This is a genomic window from Pseudomonas mohnii (genome assembly GCF_900105115.1).
GTDB classification, from domain to species: Bacteria; Pseudomonadota; Gammaproteobacteria; order Pseudomonadales; family Pseudomonadaceae; genus Aquipseudomonas; species Aquipseudomonas mohnii.
Genome location: NZ_FNRV01000001.1, coordinates 2,132,461 through 2,153,117 on the forward strand (window position 1 = coordinate 2,132,461; position 20,657 = coordinate 2,153,117).

A 20,657-nucleotide genomic window follows, 5' to 3' on the forward strand; every position below is an offset into this window, starting at 1 on the left:
AGCCCCCACAGGGCACTGAGTAAGTCTGTAAGATCCCGATCGGCCTCGAACGCGCACCCTCTGAGAATATGCCGCCCTCATCAAAACTCACCCGTCTGCTCTTCGGCCTGCTGGCCTACGTCAGCCTCGGTATCGGCCTGATCGCCATTGTCGTACCCGGCCTGCCAACCACCGAGTTCATCCTGCTGGCCGCCTGGGCGGCGACCAGAAGCTCGCCACGCTTGAGCGCCTGGCTGGAAAACCATCGGCTGTTCGGCCCCATTCTCAGTCACTGGCGCAACGGCAAAATCATCGCGCGCCGGGCCAAGGTCAGCGCCACCGTCAGCATGCTGCTGTGTGCCACGCTAATGCTGGTGATGCTCGAGCATGGCTGGCCGATCTACCTGGCGATGGCGGGCATGGGCCTGGGCAATGTGTGGATCTGGTCGCGCCCCGAATCACTGCCGAAATCCCCCTGAATCAAACCGCTGTTTTTCCTGTTTTTTATTCGAATTTCGGTACATTTTCCCGCGCAAACGTTTAACAGCTACCGTTCGTCGGCATCGCCCTCATGCAATGACCACCCCTCGCCGATGTGGATTGAATGCGCTGAATGGATTTGGCGAATCGAGTCGGCCCGGACTCATAGCCAACACCTCATCCATTCGCGAGTTCGCCCTATGTTCGACTCACTGTCCATCCGCCTGAAAATTGTCCTGCTCTCTGGTCTGTGCCTGCTAGGCGTGGTCGCGCTGATCGAGGGCATGAACGTCTACCAGACCGATCAGAACAATGCGCTGGTCAGCTCCTCCAGCAGCCAGATGCTCACCAACAGCGTGCAGGATTTGCTGCAGGCCAAGGCTGCCGAGCAAGCGGTGCGGGTGCAGAAGGCATTTGGCGAGACCCTGACGGTGGTGACCGCCCTGGCCGATCAGGTCAAGGACATGCGCAACCTGGCCGCCAAGCGCTCCCTGGAGCCCGGCGCCCTGCGTGAAGAACTGAACCAGAGCCTGAAAACCGCGTTCGAGCGCAACAGCAAAGTGCTGGGGATCTGGATCGCGTTCGAACCCAACGGCCTGGACGGCAAGGACAGCGAGTTCGCCAATGACGCCGCTCACCAGTCCAACGAAGCCGGACGTTTTGCCACCTACTGGAGCCGTGCCGGGGGAGAATCGCTCAACACGGTCTTGCTCGAAACGGACATGAACAAGACCACCCTGACCCTCAGCGGCACGCCGTATAACATCTGGTACACCTGCCCCCGGGACAGCAAGCGCGCCTGCCTGCTCGACCCGTACGCCGATACCATTGGTGGCAAAGAGGTGTTAATGACCACCGTTTCCGTACCACTGCTGGTAGATGGCAAATCCATCGGTGTGGTGGGCATCGACATCGCCCTCAACACCCTGCAAGCAGCGGCTGTCGACTCCCAGCGCGATCTGTTCAACAGCGCCGGGCACATGCTGATCGTTTCCGGTACTGGCGTGATGGCTGCCTACAGCACCGATGCCGCCAAAGTCGGCAAAAGCATCGACGACACCCTGGGCGCCGACGGCAAGGACATTCTGCAATTGCTCAGCGGTGGCGCTCCGAAAATTCTCCAGCAAGGCGACCTGATCCGTGCGGTTTACCCGGTCAGCCCGATCCCTGACGCCAAGGCCTGGGGCGTGGTGATCGATTTGCCCAAACAAGTGTTGCTGGCCGACTCGGTGAAGCTGCAAGCGGTGCTCGATGAGGCCCAGCAAAGCGGCACGATCAAAGCCGTTGGCGTGGCGATCATTGCCGGCCTGATTGGCTTGCTGTTGATCTGGCTGACGGCTTCGGGTGTCACCCGGCCGATCAATAGCGTGGCCGAGATGCTCAAGGCGATTGCCAGCGGCGACGGCGACCTGACCCAACGCCTGCACTACAGCAAGAAAGATGAACTGGGCGAACTGGTCAGCTGGTTCAACCGCTTCCTCGACAAGCTGCAACCGACCATCGCGCAGATCAAGCAGAGCATTACCGATGCTCGCGGCACTGCAGACCAGTCTGCGGAAATCGCCCGCCAGACCAGTGAAGGCATGCTGGTGCAGTTCCGCGAAGTCGACCAGGTCGCCACTGCCTCCAACGAAATGAGCGCCACGGCCCACGACGTTGCCAACAGCGCATCGAACGCGGCGAATGCGGCCAAGGGCGCCGACCAATCAGCCCGCGAAGGCATGCAGATCATCGAGCGCAGCACCCGCGACATCAATCAACTGGCCGACGAAGTCAGCAAGGCCGTGACTGAAGTGGAAGCCCTGGCGGTGAACAGCGACCAAATCGGATCGGTGCTGGAAGTGATCCGCAGCATCGCCGAACAAACCAACCTGCTGGCGCTCAACGCCGCGATTGAAGCCGCCCGGGCCGGCGAAAGCGGTCGCGGTTTTGCCGTCGTCGCCGATGAGGTGCGCAACCTGGCCAAACGCACCCAGGATTCGGTGGAGGAAATTCGCCTGGTGATCGAGCGTATCCAGAGCGGCACCCGCGGTGTGGTCGCCACCATGCATTCGAGCCAGACCCAGGCCCACAGCAATGCCGGGCAGATCCAGCAAGCCGTGCAGGCCCTGAGCAAGATCAGCGACGCGGTCACCGTGATCAGCGACATGAACCTGCAGATCGCCAGCGCCGCCGAACAGCAAAGCGCTGTGGCCGAAGAGGTCAATCGCAACGTTTCGGCGATCCGCACCGTCACCGAAACCTTGACCGGGCAGGCCAATGAATCGGCGCAGATCAGCAGCCAGCTGAACAACCTGACCACCCACCAGATGAAACTGATGGATCAGTTCCGCGTATAAGAGCCCCCTGTGGGAGCGAGCTTGCTCGCTCCCACAGGATTTCATCCGGCCAGCCCCCCGTTTGTTCTATGCTCGGGTTCTCGCTCCGGAGGGCCTTCGATGACTGATCTACTCACGTCCATTCAAGCCGCACTCGGCTTGCCCCGCACCCAGGTTTCATTCACCGCCAGCGGCGCCCTGCCCTCGGCCTTTGCCGTCACGGACCTGGCGTGCGCCAGCATCGCCGCCGCCGGCCAAGCCATCAGTGAGCTGCTGCATCAGCAAACCGGCCGCTTGCCCGAAGTTGAAGTCGATCGCCGCTTAGCCTCGTTCTGGTTCTCCTCCTCGATCCGCCCGGTGGGCTGGAGTGTGCCGCCGCTGTGGGACCCCATCGCCGGTGACTATGCCACCCGGGACGGCTGGATTCGCCTGCACACCAATGCTCCCCATCACCGCGCCGCTGCCGAAACCGTGCTTGGCGCCTGTGCCGATCGATCCGCGATGGCAAGCAAAGTGGCGCAATGGGCCAAGGGCGACCTGGAGCAAGCGGTGGTCGATGCCGGAGGTTGCGCCGCCGAAATGCGTACGTGGGCGCAGTGGCAGTCTCACCCGCAAGGCATGGCAGTCAATGCAGAACCGCTGATCCAGTTCGACCGTCACGGCAATCACGAGGGCAAACCGTGGCAAGGTTCGGTGGCACAGCCCTTGGCCGGGATCAAAGTGCTGGACTTGACCCGTGTGCTCGCCGGCCCTGTTGCCAGCCGTTTTCTGGCCGGCCTCGGCGCCGACGTCTTGCGTATCGATCCGCCGACCTGGAACGAGCCCGGCGTGGTGCCGGAAGTGACCTTGGGCAAACGTTGTGCGCGCCTCGATCTGCACGACAAGGCTGATCGCAGCGTGTTCGAAAACCTGCTCAAGAATGCCGATATTCTGCTCCACGGCTATCGCGCCGATGCGCTCGAAGGGCTGGGATATGGCATCGCCGAACGGCAAAAATTCGCCCCCGGCCTGATCGATGTCTGCCTGAACGCCTACGGCTGGAGCGGCCCGTGGCAAAACCGTCGAGGCTTCGACAGCCTGGTGCAAATGAGCAGCGGCATTGCCGAGGCCGGCATGCGCTGGAAGTGCGCGGACAAGCCGACACCTTTACCGCTGCAAGCGCTGGATCACGCCACCGGCTACCTGATGGCGGCCGGTGTGATCAAGCTGTTGGCTGAACGCTTGAGCAACGGCCATGGTGGATCGGCGCGGCTGTCACTGGCGCGCACGGCGAAGTTGCTGATCGACAATGGACCCGGGACCGACGCGTTATTGCGCGCAGAGGATGAAGGCGATCAGGGGCTTGTGCTCGAGCAGACCACCTGGGGCCCGGCGCATCGGCTGCAGGTTCCATTGAAGATCACCGGTACACCCCTGCAGTGGACGATCGCGGCCTCTGAATTGGGTTCCCACCGCGCGCAGTGGTGGTGACGGTCAGATAGCCTTCACGAGCAGGCTCGCACCAGGTTTGTCATTACCCATAAATTGTGCGCGGGATTTCACCATTGGCCCGCGCCAAGGCATACTTGCCCCCCCTCGCCGTCCAGAATTCATTAGCGTCCCATGCGTATCCACGTCAGCTTCATCGACCGCGTCGGTATCACCCAGGAAGTCCTGGCCTTGCTCGGTGGGCGCAATCTCAATCTGGATGCGGTGGAAATGGTGCCGCCCAACGTTTACATCGACGCCCCGACCCTGAGCGCGCAAGTCCTTGAAGAGCTGCGTGATGCGCTGTTCAGCGTGCGTGGGGTGCAAGCGGTGACGGTGGTCGACATCCTGCCCGGCCAGCGTCGGCACTTGCAGCTCGACGCACTGCTCGCGGCCATGACCGATCCGGTGCTGGCGCTGGACAGTGCCGGCAAGGTGCTGCTGGCCAACCCGGCCCTGATTGCCCTGTACGGTCGTGAGCCGGCCGGTGAAAGCGTCGCCGACCTGTTTGGCGACCCGGCCCTGCTCGATACATTGCTCGAATCCGGTTTCCGGTTGCCTCTGCGGGAAATTACCGTCAACGGGCAGACATTACTGCTGGACGCCACGCCCATCACTGACGCTGGCGCGCTGCTGACCCTGTATCAACCGAACCGCATTGGCGAACGCCTGTCGGCACTGCATCACGATCATGCCGAGGGCTTCGATGCGCTGCTGGGCGAATCGCCGGCGATTCGTACGCTCAAGGTTCGCGCACAACGGGTGGCGGTCCTCGATGCGCCGCTGCTGATCCAGGGCGAAACCGGCACCGGCAAGGAATTGGTGGCCCGGGCTTGCCACGCCATCAGTGCGCGACACAACGCTCCGTTTCTGGCATTGAACTGTGCTGCATTGCCGGAGAACCTCGCCGAAAGCGAACTGTTCGGCTATGCCCCCGGCGCGTTTACCGGGGCGCAACGGGGCGGCAAACCGGGTTTGATGGAGCTGGCGAACCAGGGCACGGTGTTTCTTGACGAAATCGGTGAGATGTCGCCGTACCTGCAAGCCAAGTTGCTGCGCTTCCTCAACGACGGCAGTTTCCGGCGGGTCGGCGGTGATAGGGAGGTGAAGGTCAACGTGCGGATCCTCAGTGCGACCCACCGCGACCTGGAAAAAATGGTCAGCGAAGGCCTGTTCCGTGAAGACCTGTTCTATCGACTCAATGTGCTCAATGTCGAAGTCCCGCCCCTGCGCGAGCGCGGCCAGGACATTCTGCTGCTGGCCCGCTATTTCATGCAGCAGGCATGCGCACAGATCCAGCGTCCGGTCTGTCGCCTGGCACCGGGCACTTACCCGGCACTGCTGGGTAATCGCTGGCCTGGCAACGTCAGGCAACTGCAAAACGTGATCTTCCGCGCCGCCGCCATATGCGAAAGCAGCCTGGTGGACATCGGCGATCTCGACATCGCCGGCACGTCGGTGGCGCGCCAAAGCGACCATGAAGTCGACAGCCTGGAACAGGCGATGGAGGCGTTCGAAAAAGACCTGCTGGAAAAACTCTACGTCAGTTACCCCTCGACCCGGCAATTGGCCAGTCGCCTGCAAACCTCCCACACCGCGATTGCCCACCGTTTGCGCAAATACGGCATTCCCAACAAGCCCTGACGCCGCCAGCGCCTGAATCACCGCAGATCCCCGTGGGAGCGGGCTCGCTCCCACGGGTTTCGTGTCCAGCAAAAAATCACTCTAAAAGCGACCTTCATCTGTACTGAAAGCGCTACAGCGTAACGATATCGCTACACACACCCCCAGCCAGCGCCCTGCAAGGCTTTGATCCCCTTAGGCTTTTTTCTTTGCGCCCCGCCGTAGCGATTTCGCTACAGACCACATTGTCCGCGCCTCTCGAAATACCCATAAATAATTGATTAATAACAAGAAATTAACATTGGCCGCGTTTTTGCTTAGTAACCCTTCATAAACCAGGGCATTGCCCAAGCATTCAATCGCGTCCACCAGACGAGTCTGGCCCCCTTAGGAGTTTCCATGAGCGAGTTGCGTTTTACTGAAGATCACGAATGGCTGCGCACCGAAGCTGACGGCACGGTTACTGTCGGCATCACCGTTTTCGCGCAGGACGCATTGGGCGACGTGGTTTTCGTACAACTGCCTGAGCTGCAGTCCTACGACAAAGGCGCTGAAGCCGCCACCGTGGAATCGGTCAAAGCCGCCAGCGGCGTGTACATGCCACTGGACGGTGAAGTGCTGGAAGTGAACCCTGCGCTGGACAGCAGCCCTGAGCTGGTCAACGAAGATCCGCTGGGTGAAGGCTGGTTCTTCCGCTTCAAGCCAAATGACGCCTCGGCTGTTGCCCAACTGCTGGATCAGGACGCCTATGACCGTCTGATCAAAGCCAACGCCGAAGCCTGAGGAGCGCTGACATGACTCAAGTAAGCCTGACAACCGCCAACGAATTCATCGCCCGCCACATCGGCCCGCGCGCCGGCGACGAGCAAGCGATGCTCAACAGCCTCGGCTTCGATTCCCTCGAAGCCCTGAGCGCCAGCGTCATTCCCGACAGCATCAAGGGCACCAGCGTGCTCGGCCTGGAAGACGGCCTGAGCGAAGCCGACGCCCTGGCGCTGATCAAAGGCATCGCGGCCAAGAACCAGCTGTTCAAGACCTACATTGGCCAGGGTTACTACGGCACGCACACGCCGTCGCCGATCCTGCGCAACCTGCTGGAAAACCCGGCCTGGTACACCGCCTACACCCCGTACCAGCCGGAAATTTCCCAGGGTCGCCTCGAAGCGCTGCTGAACTTCCAGACCCTGATCAGCGACCTCACCGGCCTGCCGATCGCCAACGCCTCGCTGCTCGACGAAGCCACCGCCGCCGCCGAAGCCATGACTTTCTGCAAGCGCCTGAGCAAGAACAAGGGCAGCCACCAGTTCTTCGCCTCCGTGCATTGCCACCCGCAGACCCTCGACGTGCTGCGCACCCGTGCCGAGCCGCTGGGCATCGAGGTGGTGGTCGGCGACGAACGCGAGCTGAGCGACGTGACGCCGTTCTTCGGCGCCCTGCTGCAGTACCCGGCGAGCAACGGTGATGTGTTCGACTACCGCGCATTGACCGAACGTTTCCACGCCGCCAACGCCCTGGTGGCCGTGGCCGCCGACCTGCTGGCCCTGACCCTGCTGACCCCGCCGGGCGAATTCGGCGCCGACGTGGCCATCGGCAGCGCCCAACGCTTCGGCGTGCCGCTGGGCTTCGGTGGCCCGCACGCGGCGTACTTCTCCACCAAGGATGCGTTCAAGCGCGACATGCCGGGCCGTCTGGTCGGTGTCTCGGTGGACCGTTTCGGCAAGCCGGCCTTGCGCCTGGCGATGCAAACCCGCGAGCAACACATCCGTCGCGAGAAGGCCACGTCCAACATCTGCACCGCGCAGGTGCTGCTGGCCAACATCGCCAGCATGTACGCCGTCTACCACGGCCCGAAAGGCCTGACGCAGATTGCCAACCGCGTGCATCAGCTGACCGCGATTCTGGCCAAGGGCTTGAGCGCTTTGGGCCTGAACGTTGAGCAGGAACACTTCTTCGACACGCTGACCCTGGCCACCGGCGCGCAAACCACCGCGCTGCACGATCAGGCGCGTGCCCGGCAGATCAACCTGCGTGTAGTCGACTCCGAGCGTCTGGGCCTGTCCCTCGACGAAACCAGCACCCAGGCCGACGTCGAAACCCTGTGGGCCTTGCTGTCCAACGGCCAAACCCTGCCGGACTTCGCCGCCCTCGCCGCTTCGACTCAAGCGACCCTCCCGGCCGCGCTGGTGCGTCAGTCGCCGATCCTCAGCCACCCGGTGTTCAACCGCTATCACTCGGAAACCGAGCTGATGCGCTACCTGCGCAAACTGGCGGACAAGGACCTGGCGCTCGATCGCACCATGATCCCGCTGGGCTCGTGCACCATGAAACTCAACGCCGCCAGCGAAATGATCCCGGTGACCTGGGCCGAGTTCGGCGCGCTGCACCCGTTCGCCCCGGCCGAGCAAAGCGCCGGCTACCAGCAACTGACCGACGAACTGGAAGCGATGCTCTGCGCCGCCACCGGTTACGACGCGATCTCCCTGCAGCCGAACGCCGGTTCCCAGGGTGAATACGCCGGCCTGCTGGCCATTCGTGCCTACCACCAGAGCCGTGGCGAAGACCGCCGCGACATCTGCCTGATCCCGTCGTCGGCCCACGGCACCAACCCGGCCACCGCCAACATGGCCGGCATGCGCGTGGTGGTCACCGCCTGCGATGCCCGTGGCAACGTCGACATCGAAGACCTGCGCACCAAGGCCATCGAGCACCGCGAACACCTCGCCGCGCTGATGATCACCTACCCGTCGACCCACGGTGTGTTCGAGGAAGGCATCCGCGAAATCTGCGGCATCATTCATGACAACGGCGGCCAGGTGTACATCGACGGCGCCAACATGAACGCCATGGTCGGCCTCTGCGCGCCGGGCAAGTTCGGCGGCGACGTCTCGCACCTGAACCTGCACAAGACCTTCTGCATTCCCCACGGCGGTGGCGGCCCGGGCGTCGGCCCGATCGGTGTGAAATCGCACCTGGCGCCGTTCCTGCCAGGTCACGCGCAGATGGACCGCAAGCAAGGCGCGGTGTGCGCCGCGCCATTCGGCAGCGCGAGCATCCTGCCGATCACCTGGATGTACATCCGCATGATGGGCGGCGCCGGCCTCAAGCGCGCCTCGCAACTGGCGATCCTCAACGCCAACTACATTTCCCGTCGCCTCGAAGAGCACTACCCGGTGCTCTACACCGGCAGCAACGGCCTGGTGGCCCACGAGTGCATCCTCGACCTGCGTCCGCTGAAAGACAGCAGCGGCATCAGCGTCGACGACGTGGCCAAGCGCCTGATCGACTTCGGTTTCCACGCCCCGACCATGTCGTTCCCGGTGGCCGGCACGTTGATGATCGAGCCGACCGAAAGCGAATCCAAAGAAGAACTGGACCGTTTCTGCGACGCCATGATCCGCATCCGCGAAGAAATCCGCGCGGTGGAAAACGGCACCCTGGACAAGGACGACAACCCGCTGAAAAACGCCCCGCACACTGCGGCGGAGCTGGTGGGCGAGTGGTCGCATCCGTATAGCCGGGAGCAGGCGGTTTATCCGGTAGCGTCGCTGATCGAAGGCAAATACTGGCCACCGGTCGGTCGGGTCGACAACGTCTTCGGTGACCGCAACCTGGTTTGCGCCTGCCCGTCGATCGAAAGCTACGCTTAAGAAAAGCAGCCTCTAGCGGCAAGCCTCAAGCTGCAAGAAAGAGCCGATCGGCTTTAACTTGCAGCTTGTTGCTTGCCGCTTAGCGCTCGCGCGCTGGCGCGCGCCTATAACAAGAAACCGGAGAACAACCATGTCGTTAAGCGTGTTCGACCTGTTCAAGATTGGCATCGGCCCTTCCAGCTCCCATACCGTTGGCCCGATGCGTGCCGCCGCGCGTTTCGCCGAAGGCTTGCGCCGTGATGGACTGCTGACAACAACGACCTGTGTCAAGGTCGAGCTCTACGGTTCGCTGGGTGCCACCGGCAAGGGCCACGGCAGCGACAAGGCTGTGTTGCTCGGCCTGGAGGGCGAACACCCGGATACTGTAAACACCGAAACCGTCGCCGCCCGCCTGCAAGAGATTCGCGGCAACGGACGCTTGAACCTGCTCGGCGAACACAGCATTGCGTTCAACGAGAAAGAACACCTGGCCATGATTCGCAAGCCGTTGGCCTATCACCCTAACGGCATGATCTTCCGCGCGTTCGATGCGGCAGGCCTGCAAATTCGCAGCCGCGAGTACTACTCGGTTGGCGGCGGGTTTGTCGTCGATGAAGACGCTGCAGGTGCCGATCGCATCGTTGAAGATGCCACGCCCCTGACCTTTCCCTTCAAAAGTGCCAAGGACCTGCTCGGCCACTGCACCACCTATGGCTTGTCGATCAGCGAGGTGATGCTGACCAACGAAAGCGCCTGGCGTCCGGAAGCGGAAACCCGCGCCGGCCTGCTGAAAATCTGGCAAGTGATGCAGGACTGTGTCGCCGCCGGTTGCCGCAACGAAGGCATCCTGCCTGGCGGCTTGAAGGTCAAACGTCGTGCGGCAGCGCTGCATCGGCAATTGTGCAGCAACCCCGAGTCCGCCTTGCGCGATCCACTCTCCGTGCTGGATTGGGTCAACCTCTACGCCCTGGCCGTCAACGAAGAAAACGCCAACGGCGGACGCGTGGTCACGGCCCCCACCAACGGTGCGGCCGGGATCATTCCGGCCGTGCTGCATTACTACATGCGCTTCATTCCCGGCGCAAACAATGACGGGGTCGTGCGTTTCCTGCTGACCGCCGCGGCCATCGGCATCCTGTACAAGGAAAACGCCTCGATCTCGGGCGCCGAAGTCGGTTGCCAGGGTGAAGTGGGCGTGGCGTGCTCCATGGCGGCCGGCGCGCTTTGCGAAGTCCTCGGCGGCAGCGTTCAGCAAGTGGAAAACGCCGCGGAAATCGGCATGGAACACAACCTCGGCCTGACTTGCGACCCGATTGGCGGACTGGTGCAGGTGCCTTGCATCGAGCGCAATGCCATGGGATCGGTCAAGGCCATCAATGCCGTGCGCATGGCCATGCGTGGTGACGGCCAACATTTCGTCTCCCTCGACAAGGTCATTCGCACCATGCGCCAGACCGGCGCCGACATGAAAAGCAAATACAAGGAGACCGCCCGTGGCGGTCTCGCGGTCAACATTATCGAGTGCTGATGTGCGCTCACCTGCACACTTCTTCAGGAGCTGAATATGTCCACCGAACAACTGTTGAAAACCCCGTTACACGCCCTGCACATCGAGCTCGGCGCACGCATGGTTCCGTTCGCGGGCTATGACATGCCTGTGCAATACCCGCTGGGCGTGATGAAAGAACACCAGCACACCCGCGACCAGGCCGGCCTGTTTGATGTGTCGCACATGGGCCAGATCCGCCTGACCGGCGCCAATGCCGCCAAGGCTCTGGAAACCCTCGTGCCAGTGGACATCATCGACCTGCCGGTGGGCATGCAGCGCTACGCGATGTTCACCAATGAGAGCGGTGGCATCCTCGACGACCTGATGGTCGCCAACCTGGGTAACGACGAGTTGTTCCTGGTGGTCAACGCCGCCTGTAAAGATCAGGATCTGGCGCACCTGCGCAAGCACATCGGCGATCAATGCACCATCGAGCCACTGTTCGAAGAACGCGCGCTGCTCGCACTGCAAGGCCCGGCGGCCGTCACGGTCCTGGCACGCCTGGCGCCGGAAGTGGCGAAGATGACATTCATGCAGTTCACTCGAGTGAAGCTTTTGGGCGTGGAGTGTTTTGTCAGCCGCTCGGGCTACACCGGTGAAGACGGCTTCGAAATCTCCGTGCCGGCACAAAACGCCGAAGCCCTGGCCCGTGCCCTGCTGGCCGAACCTGAAGTCGAAGCCATCGGCCTTGGCGCGCGCGACTCGTTGCGCCTGGAAGCGGGCCTGTGCCTGTACGGCCACGACATGAACACCGACACCACTCCGATCGAAGCCAGCCTGTTGTGGGCCATCTCCAAGCCACGCCGTGCCGATGGCGCGCGGGCCGGTGGCTTCCCCGGCGCCGAGACGGTATTCGCCCAACAACAGACCGGTGTCGGCCGCAAACGTGTCGGCCTGCTGCCGCAGGAACGCACCCCGGTGCGCGAAGGCGCAGAGATCGTCAACGAAGCCGGCGAGATCATCGGCAGCGTCTGCAGCGGCGGTTTCGGGCCGACCCTTGGCGGTCCTTTGGCGATGGGTTACCTCGACAGCGCTTATATCGCGCTCGATACGCCGGTCTGGGCGATTGTTCGTGGGAAAAAGGTTCCTTTGCTTGTAAGCAAAATGCCATTTGTTCCACAACGCTACTATCGCGGCTGATTGACTGTTCCTATAAGTAACGCGGTTGCGTTAACAGTGCACTAATGTGTAACGCAACCGCCATAAAATAGTGCACTGTTTGAATCTAAGCTTCGATTATGAACTTTGCTTATAACGATCGAAAACAATTGAACAAGCATAACGAATAACGCAGCCACTAACGGCCCGGAAAATTGCTCAAACTGAGGAAAACCGGGGGCTTTGCGGGGGCTTGTTTTTTCTCCCGTAGTTGGCGTAGAGTTTGTTCACTGTGTTTGCATGGGTCGCTTGGAATCGTGACCTGGGCAGTAGCCTACAAGTTAGCTACATCCCGTTCGACGTCTTCTTACTCTCCTGCAACCAGCCCCAGTACTCTTTCATGAGAAGGAGGCTGTCATCAATTTTAGCGTCAAAGGAAATAAGAAATGTCCCAACGTCAGAGCGGTACCGTCAAGTGGTTTAACGACGAGAAAGGTTTTGGTTTTATCACTCCAGAGAGCGGTCCGGATCTGTTCGTACATTTCCGCGCCATTCAGGGCAACGGCTTCAAGAGCCTGAAAGAAGGCCAAAAAGTGACTTTCATCGCCGTGCAAGGCCAGAAAGGCATGCAGGCTGACGAAGTCATCGCAGAAGCCTAATTTTCTGTAACGAAAAAGCCCCTGATGCTGACATCAGGGGCTTTTTTGTGCGCGCAAATCCGTAAAATGGCTTCTTTTTTCGCCGAGAGCCTGCCATGTCGAAACACCTGCTTACTCCTCAGGGCGATTTCCCTGTCGCTGGCCTGGGTCGTCGCCTGGCCGCGATGTTCTACGACTTCCTGCTGTGTACCGCGCTGCTGATCGTCACCAGCGGCATCTACAAGATGATTCAAATGGCGATCATCGGCGAAGACAAAATGCGCGCCCTCACCGAATCCGGCGCACTGGATGGCGATCCATTGCTGTCGACAGTGCTCCTGTTCGTACTGTTCGGCTTTTTCGCCAAGTTCTGGACCTGGTCTGGGCAGACGCTGGGAATGCAGGTCTGGTGCATCCGCGTGCAGAATGCCGATGGCTCAGCCATCAGCCTGTGGCAGGCTTTGCTGCGTTTCGTGGTGGCCATCGCATCGCTGCTATGTGTCGGCCTGGGTTTTTTCTGGTCGCTGTTCGACAAGCAGAAACGCAGTTGGCATGACATGTATTCCAATACCCGGCTGGTGCGGATTCCCAAGAAGACCAAGTAATCCACCGGATGCAAAAACGCCCCGATCGGATCGGGGCGTTTTTTTGACTCCAGGTCGCAAAATCAGGCGTTGCCCGCCAGTTTCATTCGCGCCGCATGGGTGAAATCGAGCATGCGTTTCAGCGGTCGGATCGCCTGTGGAATCAGCGCAGGATCAACAAAGATCTCATTCGCCCCCTCCTTCAAGCTCTTGAGCGTGCGCTCAAGGGTATTCATCGCCATCCACGGGCAATGCGCACAACTGCGGCACGCCGCGCCGTTACCGGCCGTTGGCGCCTCGATAAAGACCTTGTCCGGACACAGCTGCTGCATCTTGTAGAAGATGCCACGGTCAGTGGCGACAATCAGAGTCTTGTTCGGCAGGCTCTGCGCCGCCGCGATCAGCTGACTGGTGGAGCCAACGGCATCCGCCAGCTCGATCACCGACGTCGGCGATTCCGGGTGCACCAGAATCGCCGCATCGGGATACAGCGCCTTCATGTCTTCGAGCTGCTTGGATTTGAATTCCTCGTGAACGATGCAGGCACCATCCCAAAGCAGCATGTCGGCGCCGGTCTGGCGCTGAATGTAGGTGCCCAGGTGCTTGTCCGGGCCCCAGATGATCGTTTCGCCGTTATCCATGAGGCTCTCGACGATCTCCAGCGCGCAGCTGGACGTCACCACCCAATCCGCCCGGGCTTTGACCGCTGCCGACGTGTTGGCATAAACCACCACCGTACGCTCGGGGTGCTGATCGCAGAACGCGGAAAACTCGTCGACGGGGCAACCCAGGTCCAGCGAACAAGTCGCTTCCAGGGTCGGCATCAGGATGCGCTTTTCCGGGTTGAGGATTTTGGCGGTTTCGCCCATGAACTTCACACCGGCGACCACGACGGTCTTGGCCGGATGGGCATTGCCGAACCGGGCCATCTCCAGCGAATCGGAGACACAGCCCCCGGTTTCTTCAGCCAGGGCCTGAATGATCGGATCACAATAGAAGTGAGCCACCAGCACTGCATCCTGAGCCTTGAGCTCGGCAGCGATGGCGGCACGGTAATAGGCTTCCTCATCGGCGGTCAGCGGCTTGGGCTGCTTGGCGTCGAGGTGGGCTTGAACCAGAAGGCGTTCGGAAATCTGCGTCATGTTCGCAAGACCTGCAGGCGCATTCGCGCGAAAGTCGAGTATACACCCGGCTCCGGACCCTTCAGGGGGTACCGCCGGGAAAGTGGGTATTCATCAGGCACGGACAGTTTTGAAGCTGGGCAAGGCTACAGAATATCCCGGGGATGCAAAAGATGATTCTGACCTGCGTCACGCAGTGCAGCCCAAGAATGGGACGGACCTAAATCGCGGGCAAAAAAAAATCCGGAAATCCTCACTTTCGTGGGCCTTCCAGACTTTTAAAACAGCTTGAAAATGGTGGGTCGTGTGGGATTCGAACCTACGACCAATTGGTTAAAAGCCAACTGCTCTACCAACTGAGCTAACGACCCGCTGTGTGGTGGCGCGTATAATACTGATTTTTAAGGACTATTCAACACCTTTTTTAAAATAATTCAAAAATAAGGTGTCGGGTCGCTGATTCCGGCCGCTGCAAAGCCTTCCGCACGCAGTCGGCAGCTGTCGCACTTACCGCAGGCATGGCCATTATCGTCGGCCTGATAGCAGGAAACGGTCAGGCTGTAGTCCACACCGAGCTTCACGCCAGCCTGGACGATCTGCGCCTTGCTCAGGTTTTGCAGTGGCGCCTGGATGCGGAAGCCCTGCCCTTCTACGCCGGCCTTGGTAGCCAGATTGGCCATGCGCTCGAACGCTTCGACGAACTCGGGACGGCAATCAGGGTAACCGGAGTAGTCGACTGCGTTCACGCCGATAAAGATGTCACGCGCGCCCAGCACTTCCGCCCAACCCAGCGCCAGCGAGAGAAACACCGTGTTGCGTGCCGGGACGTAAGTCACCGGAATGCCTTCGCTCGGCGCTTCCGGCACGTCGATGCTGCTGTCGGTCAGCGCCGATCCGCCAATGCCATTCAGGTTCAGTCCGATCACCTTGTGCTCGACCACACCCAAATCACGAGCAACACGTTCGGCAGCGTGCAATTCGGCACGGTGCCGCTGACCATAGTCGAAGCTCATGGTGTAGCAGCTGTAGCCATCGGCGCGGGCCATGGCCACGACAGTCGCCGAGTCCAAACCTCCGGAAAGCAGGATGACCGCACGTTTTTCAGCAGTGTTCAGTTGTTCTGTCATATCAGCGCCCCGGTTCGTCGTTCCAAAGATATTTATGCAGCTGCAATTGCAGACGCACTGGCAGGTTGTCCGCCACCACCCAGTCAGCCAGGTCCCGAGCATTAAGGTCATGGTGACTAGGCGAGAACAGGACTTCGCCGGCGCGCCGATCAAGACCGTACTGGATCAATTTGGACACGGACCAGTCATAGTCTTCCCGCGAGCAGATGACGAACTTCACCTGATCGTTGGGCGTGAGCAGCTCAATGTTCTCGTAACGGTTGCGATGCGCCTCGTTCGAACCTGGCGTTTTCAGGTCGACGACGCGACTGACGCGGGAATCTACCGCCGATATATCGAGAGAACCACTGGTTTCCAGTGACACTTCGTAACCGGCATCGCACAACCGCTTGAGCAATGGAATGGCATTGGGTTGTGCCAGAGGCTCGCCGCCAGTGACACAAACATAACGCGGACGGAAACCAGCCACTTGCTCAAGAATATCGTCAAGCGTGCGGATGGTTCCGCCGGTGAAGGCGTAGGCACTGTCACAGTATTGGCAACGCAACGGGCAACCGGTCAGACGCACAAAAACAGTGGGCAGGCCGGCGGTCCGAGTTTCACCCTGCAACGAGTAGAAAACTTCGGTAATTCTCAATGTGTCTTGCATAGTCGCCACGGGCGTAACAGCTAAACAGGCTGTCCGCCTCCGTCAGGCACTTCAAGGAACCCCGGCAATGCGCAGATCCCAAAAAGCGTGTTTCAGAAAAAGGGGGTGAATTCTAACGAAAAAACCCGCGACAAGCGCGGGTTTCTTCGAAACGGGTCAAGCAGGCTTACATGCGCTGCAGATCGCGTTGAGCCAGCTGAGCGGCGGAAGTGCCCGGATACTGGGAAACCACCTGCTGCAGAATGCCTTTGACGCGGTCGGTGTGACCGAGACGGCGCTCTACGTCAGCGAGCTTGTACAGCGAATCAGGCACCTTGGCGTGCTTCGGGTACAGCTGCGAAACCTTGGCAAACGCCTGACCTGCGCCTTGCAGATCGCCTTTGGCCAGGTTGACTTCGCCCAACCAGTACTGGGCATTACCCGCGTATTGGCTGTTCGGGTATTTGCGCAAGAACGCGGCGAAAGCCTGACTGGCCTTGTCGAAATCCTTGGCCTTGATCAGGTCGAAGGCTGCGTCGTAATAGAGCTTTTCCTTCGCCGGGTCCGCCGGTTCACTACCCGCGGCGGGTGCTTGAGCGGCAGCCGCTCCCGCACCTGCGCCAGCTGCAGCAACGGGGGCATTCAAATTGCCACCGGTAGAAGAATTCTCAGGAGTCGCGGCCGGTGCAGCGCCGGTTCCTATGCGCCGATCCAGGTCCTGGTATCGCTCCAGGTTTTCCTGCTTCATGCGCGCTACATCATTCTGCAGAACCTCGATCGCGCCTTGCTGACGCTCGATTTGTTGCTGCATCGATTGCAGTTGGTTGAACAGCTCGCCCTGTGCCGAGACAGGGGCCGAAACCCCTCCCCCGGCATAGGCGCCGTTCGTACCGTAACCTGCAGGCGGATAACTGCTCCCGCTATTGTTATAACCGGAGTTGTTATCGACCACAGGAACCGCAGCCCACACCGAAAGCGGTGCGAGACTGAGAGCCAGAACAGTTACAGCACGACGGCACGTTCGCATGACGAATTACTTACGCAGTTCGACGCGACGGTTTTGAGCCCAGGACTGCTCGTCGTTGCCGGTAGCAACTGGACGCTCTTCGCCGTAGGAAACCAGTTCCAGCTGAGCTGGGGAAACACCTTGCAGTACCAGGTAGCGCTGAACGGCTTTCGCACGACGCTCGCCCAGTGCCATGTTGTACTCACGAGTACCACGTTCGTCGGTGTTGCCTTCCAGAACAACGCGAGCGCCGTTTGCTTTCAGGTCTTTGGCGTGAACGTCCAGAGCGCGCATGGCTTCTGGCTTCAGGTCCGAGCTGTCGTATTCGAAGTAGAAAGTGGTGATTGCGCGCAGAGCAGCTTCTTCGCTCAGGGAGCCGTCAACTGCACCAGTGTTTGCGCCGTAACCAGCGTTTGGATCTACAGCGCCTTCACCGGCATTGTCGCCGCCTTTGGACGAGCAACCTACAGCTACAGCCATGGCCAGAGCCAGCGCAGCAAATTTACCAAACTTCAGCATTTCCATCGTGAAACTCCTAATGAACCCCAGTGTGTTAAGTAAAACGTATAGCGCCGCGTCAGTTCAGGTAAGGGGACCAGGAAGGTTCTCTGACTTCGCCTTGAGCGGTAGGAAGCGGGAGCCTTACGCGTCCATTGATGGACACGAGCATCAAGACTCCCCGGCCCTGCTGGCGGGTGGCGTAGATTACCATGGTGCCGTTGGGCGCGACAGTGGGCGACTCGTCCAGAGTGCTATCAGTGAGGATTTTTACGCTACCGCGCTGCAAATCCTGAGCCGCCACTTTGAAATTGGTGAAACCGTCCTGGCGGTGAATCATCACCAGGGTCTTTTCATCAGCCGACAGTTTAGGGTTGGCGTTGTAGTTACCGATGAAGGTCACACGCTCGGCACCACCACCGCCTACGCTGGTTTTGTAGATCTGCGGCTTGCCGCCCCGGTCGGAAGTGAAGTAGATGGTCGAACCATCCTTGCCCCAGAACGGTTCGGTGTTGATGCCGGGACCATTGGTGACACGGGTGATCTGACGCGAACCCAGGTTCATCACGTAAATGTCTGGGTTACCGTCCTTCGACAGTACGAATGCCAGGCGATTGCCATCTGGCGACCAGGCTGGCGCACCGTTCAGGCCTTCGAAGTTGGTGATCTGCTCACGGCGGCCGGTGTCGATGTTCTGCATGAAGATCCGTGGACGCTTCTGCTCGAACGATACATAGGCGATGCGCTTGCCATCCGGTGCGAAACGCGGCGACAGGATCGGTTCACGCGATTGCAGCAGCGTCACGGCGCGAGCACCGTCGTAGTCCGAACGCTGCAGCGTGTAGCGAGTGTTCTTCTCGGAGAAACGCTCGGCGGTCACGTACAGCAGACGAGTCGAGAACGCACCTTTGATACCGGTGAGTTTTTCGAACGACTGGTCGGAGATGAAGTGCGCCATGTCGCGCAGTTGATCGACACCCCCCGACACGCTACCGGTCAGCACTTGCTGCTCGGTGGCGACGTTGAACAGTGCGTATTGAACCTGCAGGCGACCGCCGGCAGGAACGATGCTACCGACCATGACGTACTGGGCGCCCAGCGCCTTGAAGTCACGGTAGATGATTTCGCTGGCCTGGCTTGGCTGGCTGATCATGTTCTGCTTGGGAATCGGCGAGTAGTAACCCGAGTTACGCAGGTCGTTACCGATGATTTCGGCCATGTCGTCCGGCAGCACGCTGCCGCCCTGGTTGCCGAACGGCACAACGGCGATCGGAGTAGCCCGATCGCTGCCGCTGGTGACCAGAATGTTTTTCTCATCTGCCATCGCCATCCCTGCCATGCAGCAGATAACGACCAGCATTCCTCGAAGAAGGTTTCTCACAAGGCTAGATCCTCAGGTGTGAATGTCATCTTGAATGAACGATACGGAGCGAAATCGCTCGGCTTCATTCCCTGCATTTCTGTCAAACGTCCAATATTCTTCACCGCCGCCACAGCCGATGCGTCAAATGGACCGTCACCGCTGGACTTGGCCACGCTGACCGAAGTCACCGTACCGTCCGGCAACATGCCGATTTGCAACACGACCGTCATGCCTTTGCGGGCCGAAGGTGGACGAGCCCAGCCTTCCGCTGCACGAGCCCGAATCAGGTCATCGAAACTGCCGGCGACTTCGTCGCCCTGCTCATCGGCCAAGGCCTGCTGACGCTGCGGCGTGTCGGAAAGCAAATCTGCCAGGGCCTGAGCCTTTTTATCCTCGGCGGATTTACGTGCCGCGTCCTGCGCTTTCTTCTTCGCAGCATCGGCAGCAGCTTTCTTCTTCGCTTCTTCGGCGACTTTCTTCTTCGCCTCTTCAGCTTCAGCTTTCTTCTTGGCGTCTTCCGCGGCTTTCTTCTTCGCGTCTTCGACAATCTTCTTCTTGGCTTCTTCAGCGGCCGCTTTCTTGGCCTCTTCTTCAGCAGCCTTCTTGGCTTCTTCTTCCGCTTTCTTCTTGGCTATATCAGCCAATTGTTTCTCTTCTGCCTTCTTGGCTTCGGCGGTCTTCTTCGCTTCATCGGCTTTCTTGGCTTCATCAGCCTTTTTCGCCTCTTCCGCTTTCTTAGACTCGGCGGCCTTCTTGGCTTCCTCGGCCTTTTGAGCCGCTTCTTCTTTCTTTTGTTCCGCAGCCTTCACCGCTTCCTGCTCGACCTTCTTCTGTTCCATCTGTTCGACTTCGGTCTGACGCGCCGCAGATTTCTGCGCTTCACCGGCAATCTTCTGATTGGTCTGGGTGGTCGCCCGACTTTTCGATTTCAGCTGGTACAAGGTCGCCTGGACAATCGGCTTGGCCGGCGGCAGTTCCGGTGTCATGGCAAAACTGACGAACAGCATGCCGAACACCAGCACGTGCAAGCCAATCGCCCAGACACTAGGCCAGAAGTAGCTTTCCGAGGCGGACGGCTCTCGCTGTTGTTGCATCAGGGCGCCTCGGTAATCAAGCCAACATTACCGACCCCGGCTTTCTGCAATCCGCCCATGGCGCCCATGACAGAGCCGTAATCGACGGACTTATCACCGCGAATGAAGACCTGGGTGTGCTTGCCGCCCTCGTTGCCGGCGCGAATGATCTTGGTCACCGCATCGGTCATTTGAGGCAAGGTCATGGCCCTGTCCTGCTGCTTCTCTGTATCGACTTCGCTGCCAAGATTCCAGTAATAGGTCTTGTCAGCCTTGATCGAAATGGTCAGGACCTGGGTGTTGTTGTCCTGCGGCAAGGCCTCACTGGAAACCTTGGGCAGATCAACTTTCACGCCCTGATTGAGCATCGGCGCGGTCACCATGAAGATGACCAGCAGTACCAACATCACGTCGATGTAGGGCACCACGTTCATCTCGGCGACCGGCTTGCGCTTGTGTCGAGCTCGAGCGATTAAAGC

At 60.1% G+C, this 20,657-nt stretch carries 18 protein-coding genes, 1 tRNA gene and 1 pseudogene; 11 read left to right on the forward strand and 9 right to left on the reverse strand.

Going from position 1 to position 20,657, the window contains the following annotated elements:
* Window positions 1-68 precede the first annotated feature (68 nt).
* From BLV61_RS10000 to BLV61_RS10045, 11 genes and pseudogenes are all read left to right on the forward strand, one after another.
* Complete coding sequence (locus tag BLV61_RS10000) at window positions 69-458, forward strand: YbaN family protein (RefSeq protein WP_090464609.1); 390 nt, start codon at window positions 69-71, stop codon at window positions 456-458.
* Window positions 459-923: 465 nt separating this feature from the next.
* Window positions 924-1,940 (forward strand): annotated as a pseudogene (locus tag BLV61_RS32020) (methyl-accepting chemotaxis protein); the annotation flags it as partial.
* A gap of 102 nt (window positions 1,941-2,042) precedes the next feature.
* Window positions 2,043-2,798 carry a methyl-accepting chemotaxis protein gene (locus BLV61_RS32025; RefSeq protein ID WP_371919943.1) on the forward strand — a complete coding sequence of 252 codons (756 nt, stop codon included), beginning with the start codon at window positions 2,043-2,045 and terminating at the stop codon, window positions 2,796-2,798.
* A 99-nt stretch (window positions 2,799-2,897) separates the two neighbouring features.
* On the forward strand, window positions 2,898-4,247 hold the full coding sequence (locus BLV61_RS10010) for a CoA transferase (protein WP_090464615.1): 1,350 nt from the start codon (window positions 2,898-2,900) through the stop codon (window positions 4,245-4,247).
* A gap of 132 nt (window positions 4,248-4,379) precedes the next feature.
* On the forward strand, window positions 4,380-5,888 hold the full coding sequence (locus tag BLV61_RS10015; RefSeq protein WP_090464617.1) for a sigma-54-dependent transcriptional regulator: 1,509 nt from the start codon (window positions 4,380-4,382) through the stop codon (window positions 5,886-5,888).
* Window positions 5,889-6,266: 378 nt separating this feature from the next.
* Window positions 6,267-6,650 carry a glycine cleavage system protein GcvH gene (gene gcvH / locus BLV61_RS10020; protein WP_047532481.1) on the forward strand — a complete coding sequence of 128 codons (384 nt, stop codon included), beginning with the start codon at window positions 6,267-6,269 and terminating at the stop codon, window positions 6,648-6,650.
* An 11-nt stretch (window positions 6,651-6,661) separates the two neighbouring features.
* Complete coding sequence (gene gcvP / locus BLV61_RS10025; RefSeq protein WP_090464620.1) at window positions 6,662-9,514, forward strand: aminomethyl-transferring glycine dehydrogenase; 2,853 nt, start codon at window positions 6,662-6,664, stop codon at window positions 9,512-9,514.
* A gap of 130 nt (window positions 9,515-9,644) precedes the next feature.
* Window positions 9,645-11,021 carry an L-serine ammonia-lyase gene (locus tag BLV61_RS10030; RefSeq protein ID WP_047532485.1) on the forward strand — a complete coding sequence of 459 codons (1,377 nt, stop codon included), beginning with the start codon at window positions 9,645-9,647 and terminating at the stop codon, window positions 11,019-11,021.
* A 36-nt stretch (window positions 11,022-11,057) separates the two neighbouring features.
* On the forward strand, window positions 11,058-12,182 hold the full coding sequence (gcvT, locus tag BLV61_RS10035) for a glycine cleavage system aminomethyltransferase GcvT (protein ID WP_047532487.1): 1,125 nt from the start codon (window positions 11,058-11,060) through the stop codon (window positions 12,180-12,182).
* A gap of 404 nt (window positions 12,183-12,586) precedes the next feature.
* Window positions 12,587-12,799: a cold-shock protein gene (locus BLV61_RS10040; RefSeq protein WP_010220199.1), complete on the forward strand. Its 213-nt coding sequence runs from the start codon at window positions 12,587-12,589 to the stop codon at window positions 12,797-12,799.
* Between the two features lie 95 nt (window positions 12,800-12,894).
* Window positions 12,895-13,383 carry an RDD family protein gene (locus BLV61_RS10045; protein ID WP_047532490.1) on the forward strand — a complete coding sequence of 163 codons (489 nt, stop codon included), beginning with the start codon at window positions 12,895-12,897 and terminating at the stop codon, window positions 13,381-13,383.
* Window positions 13,384-13,445: 62 nt separating this feature from the next.
* Here the strand turns inward: BLV61_RS10045 and nadA are convergent, their stop codons facing one another.
* The 9 genes from nadA to tolR all read right to left on the reverse strand — a co-directional run bounded on the left by nadA (window position 13,446) and on the right by tolR (window position 20,651).
* The gene (nadA, locus tag BLV61_RS10050) at window positions 13,446-14,504 is read right to left on the reverse strand and encodes a quinolinate synthase NadA (RefSeq protein ID WP_047532491.1); all 1,059 of its coding nucleotides are present in this window, start codon (window positions 14,502-14,504) and stop codon (window positions 13,446-13,448) included.
* 274 nt (window positions 14,505-14,778) lie between these two features.
* Window positions 14,779-14,854, reverse strand: a tRNA-Lys gene (locus BLV61_RS10055).
* A 63-nt stretch (window positions 14,855-14,917) separates the two neighbouring features.
* Window positions 14,918-15,610, reverse strand: a complete 693-nt coding sequence (queC, locus tag BLV61_RS10060) for a 7-cyano-7-deazaguanine synthase QueC (protein ID WP_047532493.1) — start codon at window positions 15,608-15,610, stop codon at window positions 14,918-14,920.
* Between the two features lies 1 nt (window position 15,611).
* Complete coding sequence (gene queE, locus BLV61_RS10065) at window positions 15,612-16,259, reverse strand: 7-carboxy-7-deazaguanine synthase QueE (RefSeq protein ID WP_047532495.1); 648 nt, start codon at window positions 16,257-16,259, stop codon at window positions 15,612-15,614.
* 166 nt (window positions 16,260-16,425) lie between these two features.
* Window positions 16,426-17,265: a tol-pal system protein YbgF gene (gene ybgF, locus BLV61_RS10070; RefSeq protein WP_090464623.1), complete on the reverse strand. Its 840-nt coding sequence runs from the start codon at window positions 17,263-17,265 to the stop codon at window positions 16,426-16,428.
* Between the two features lie 6 nt (window positions 17,266-17,271).
* A complete protein-coding gene (gene pal / locus BLV61_RS10075; protein ID WP_003178634.1) occupies window positions 17,272-17,769 on the reverse strand; it encodes a peptidoglycan-associated lipoprotein Pal in 498 nt (165 codons plus the stop codon).
* A gap of 52 nt (window positions 17,770-17,821) precedes the next feature.
* On the reverse strand, window positions 17,822-19,102 hold the full coding sequence (gene tolB, locus BLV61_RS10080) for a Tol-Pal system beta propeller repeat protein TolB (RefSeq protein ID WP_167361835.1): 1,281 nt from the start codon (window positions 19,100-19,102) through the stop codon (window positions 17,822-17,824).
* A gap of 17 nt (window positions 19,103-19,119) precedes the next feature.
* Window positions 19,120-20,199 carry a cell envelope integrity protein TolA gene (tolA, locus tag BLV61_RS10085; protein WP_047532505.1) on the reverse strand — a complete coding sequence of 360 codons (1,080 nt, stop codon included), beginning with the start codon at window positions 20,197-20,199 and terminating at the stop codon, window positions 19,120-19,122.
* Window positions 20,199-20,651, reverse strand: a complete 453-nt coding sequence (tolR, locus tag BLV61_RS10090) for a protein TolR (protein WP_161793955.1) — start codon at window positions 20,649-20,651, stop codon at window positions 20,199-20,201. The genes tolA and tolR overlap by 1 nt, the downstream gene beginning before the upstream one ends.
* Window positions 20,652-20,657 lie beyond the last annotated feature (6 nt).

Excerpts from the sequence above, each read along its gene's own strand:
- BLV61_RS10000 (WP_090464609.1), top strand. The coding sequence starts at position 69 with ATGCCGCCCTCATCAAAACTCACCCGTCTGCTCTTCGGCCTGCTGGCC.
- BLV61_RS32025 (WP_371919943.1), top strand. The coding sequence starts at position 2,043 with ATGCTGGTGCAGTTCCGCGAAGTCGACCAGGTCGCCACTGCCTCCAAC.
- BLV61_RS10010 (WP_090464615.1), top strand. The coding sequence starts at position 2,898 with ATGACTGATCTACTCACGTCCATTCAAGCCGCACTCGGCTTGCCCCGC.
- BLV61_RS10015 (WP_090464617.1), top strand. The coding sequence starts at position 4,380 with ATGCGTATCCACGTCAGCTTCATCGACCGCGTCGGTATCACCCAGGAA.
- gcvH (WP_047532481.1), top strand. The coding sequence starts at position 6,267 with ATGAGCGAGTTGCGTTTTACTGAAGATCACGAATGGCTGCGCACCGAA.
- gcvP (WP_090464620.1), top strand. The coding sequence starts at position 6,662 with ATGACTCAAGTAAGCCTGACAACCGCCAACGAATTCATCGCCCGCCAC.
- BLV61_RS10030 (WP_047532485.1), top strand. The coding sequence starts at position 9,645 with ATGTCGTTAAGCGTGTTCGACCTGTTCAAGATTGGCATCGGCCCTTCC.
- gcvT (WP_047532487.1), top strand. The coding sequence starts at position 11,058 with ATGTCCACCGAACAACTGTTGAAAACCCCGTTACACGCCCTGCACATC.
- BLV61_RS10040 (WP_010220199.1), top strand. The coding sequence starts at position 12,587 with ATGTCCCAACGTCAGAGCGGTACCGTCAAGTGGTTTAACGACGAGAAA.
- BLV61_RS10045 (WP_047532490.1), top strand. The coding sequence starts at position 12,895 with ATGTCGAAACACCTGCTTACTCCTCAGGGCGATTTCCCTGTCGCTGGC.
- nadA (WP_047532491.1), bottom strand. The coding sequence starts at position 14,504 with ATGACGCAGATTTCCGAACGCCTTCTGGTTCAAGCCCACCTCGACGCC.
- queC (WP_047532493.1), bottom strand. The coding sequence starts at position 15,610 with ATGACAGAACAACTGAACACTGCTGAAAAACGTGCGGTCATCCTGCTT.
- queE (WP_047532495.1), bottom strand. The coding sequence starts at position 16,259 with ATGCAAGACACATTGAGAATTACCGAAGTTTTCTACTCGTTGCAGGGT.
- ybgF (WP_090464623.1), bottom strand. The coding sequence starts at position 17,265 with ATGCGAACGTGCCGTCGTGCTGTAACTGTTCTGGCTCTCAGTCTCGCA.
- pal (WP_003178634.1), bottom strand. The coding sequence starts at position 17,769 with ATGGAAATGCTGAAGTTTGGTAAATTTGCTGCGCTGGCTCTGGCCATG.
- tolB (WP_167361835.1), bottom strand. The coding sequence starts at position 19,102 with ATGCTGGTCGTTATCTGCTGCATGGCAGGGATGGCGATGGCAGATGAG.
- tolA (WP_047532505.1), bottom strand. The coding sequence starts at position 20,199 with ATGCAACAACAGCGAGAGCCGTCCGCCTCGGAAAGCTACTTCTGGCCT.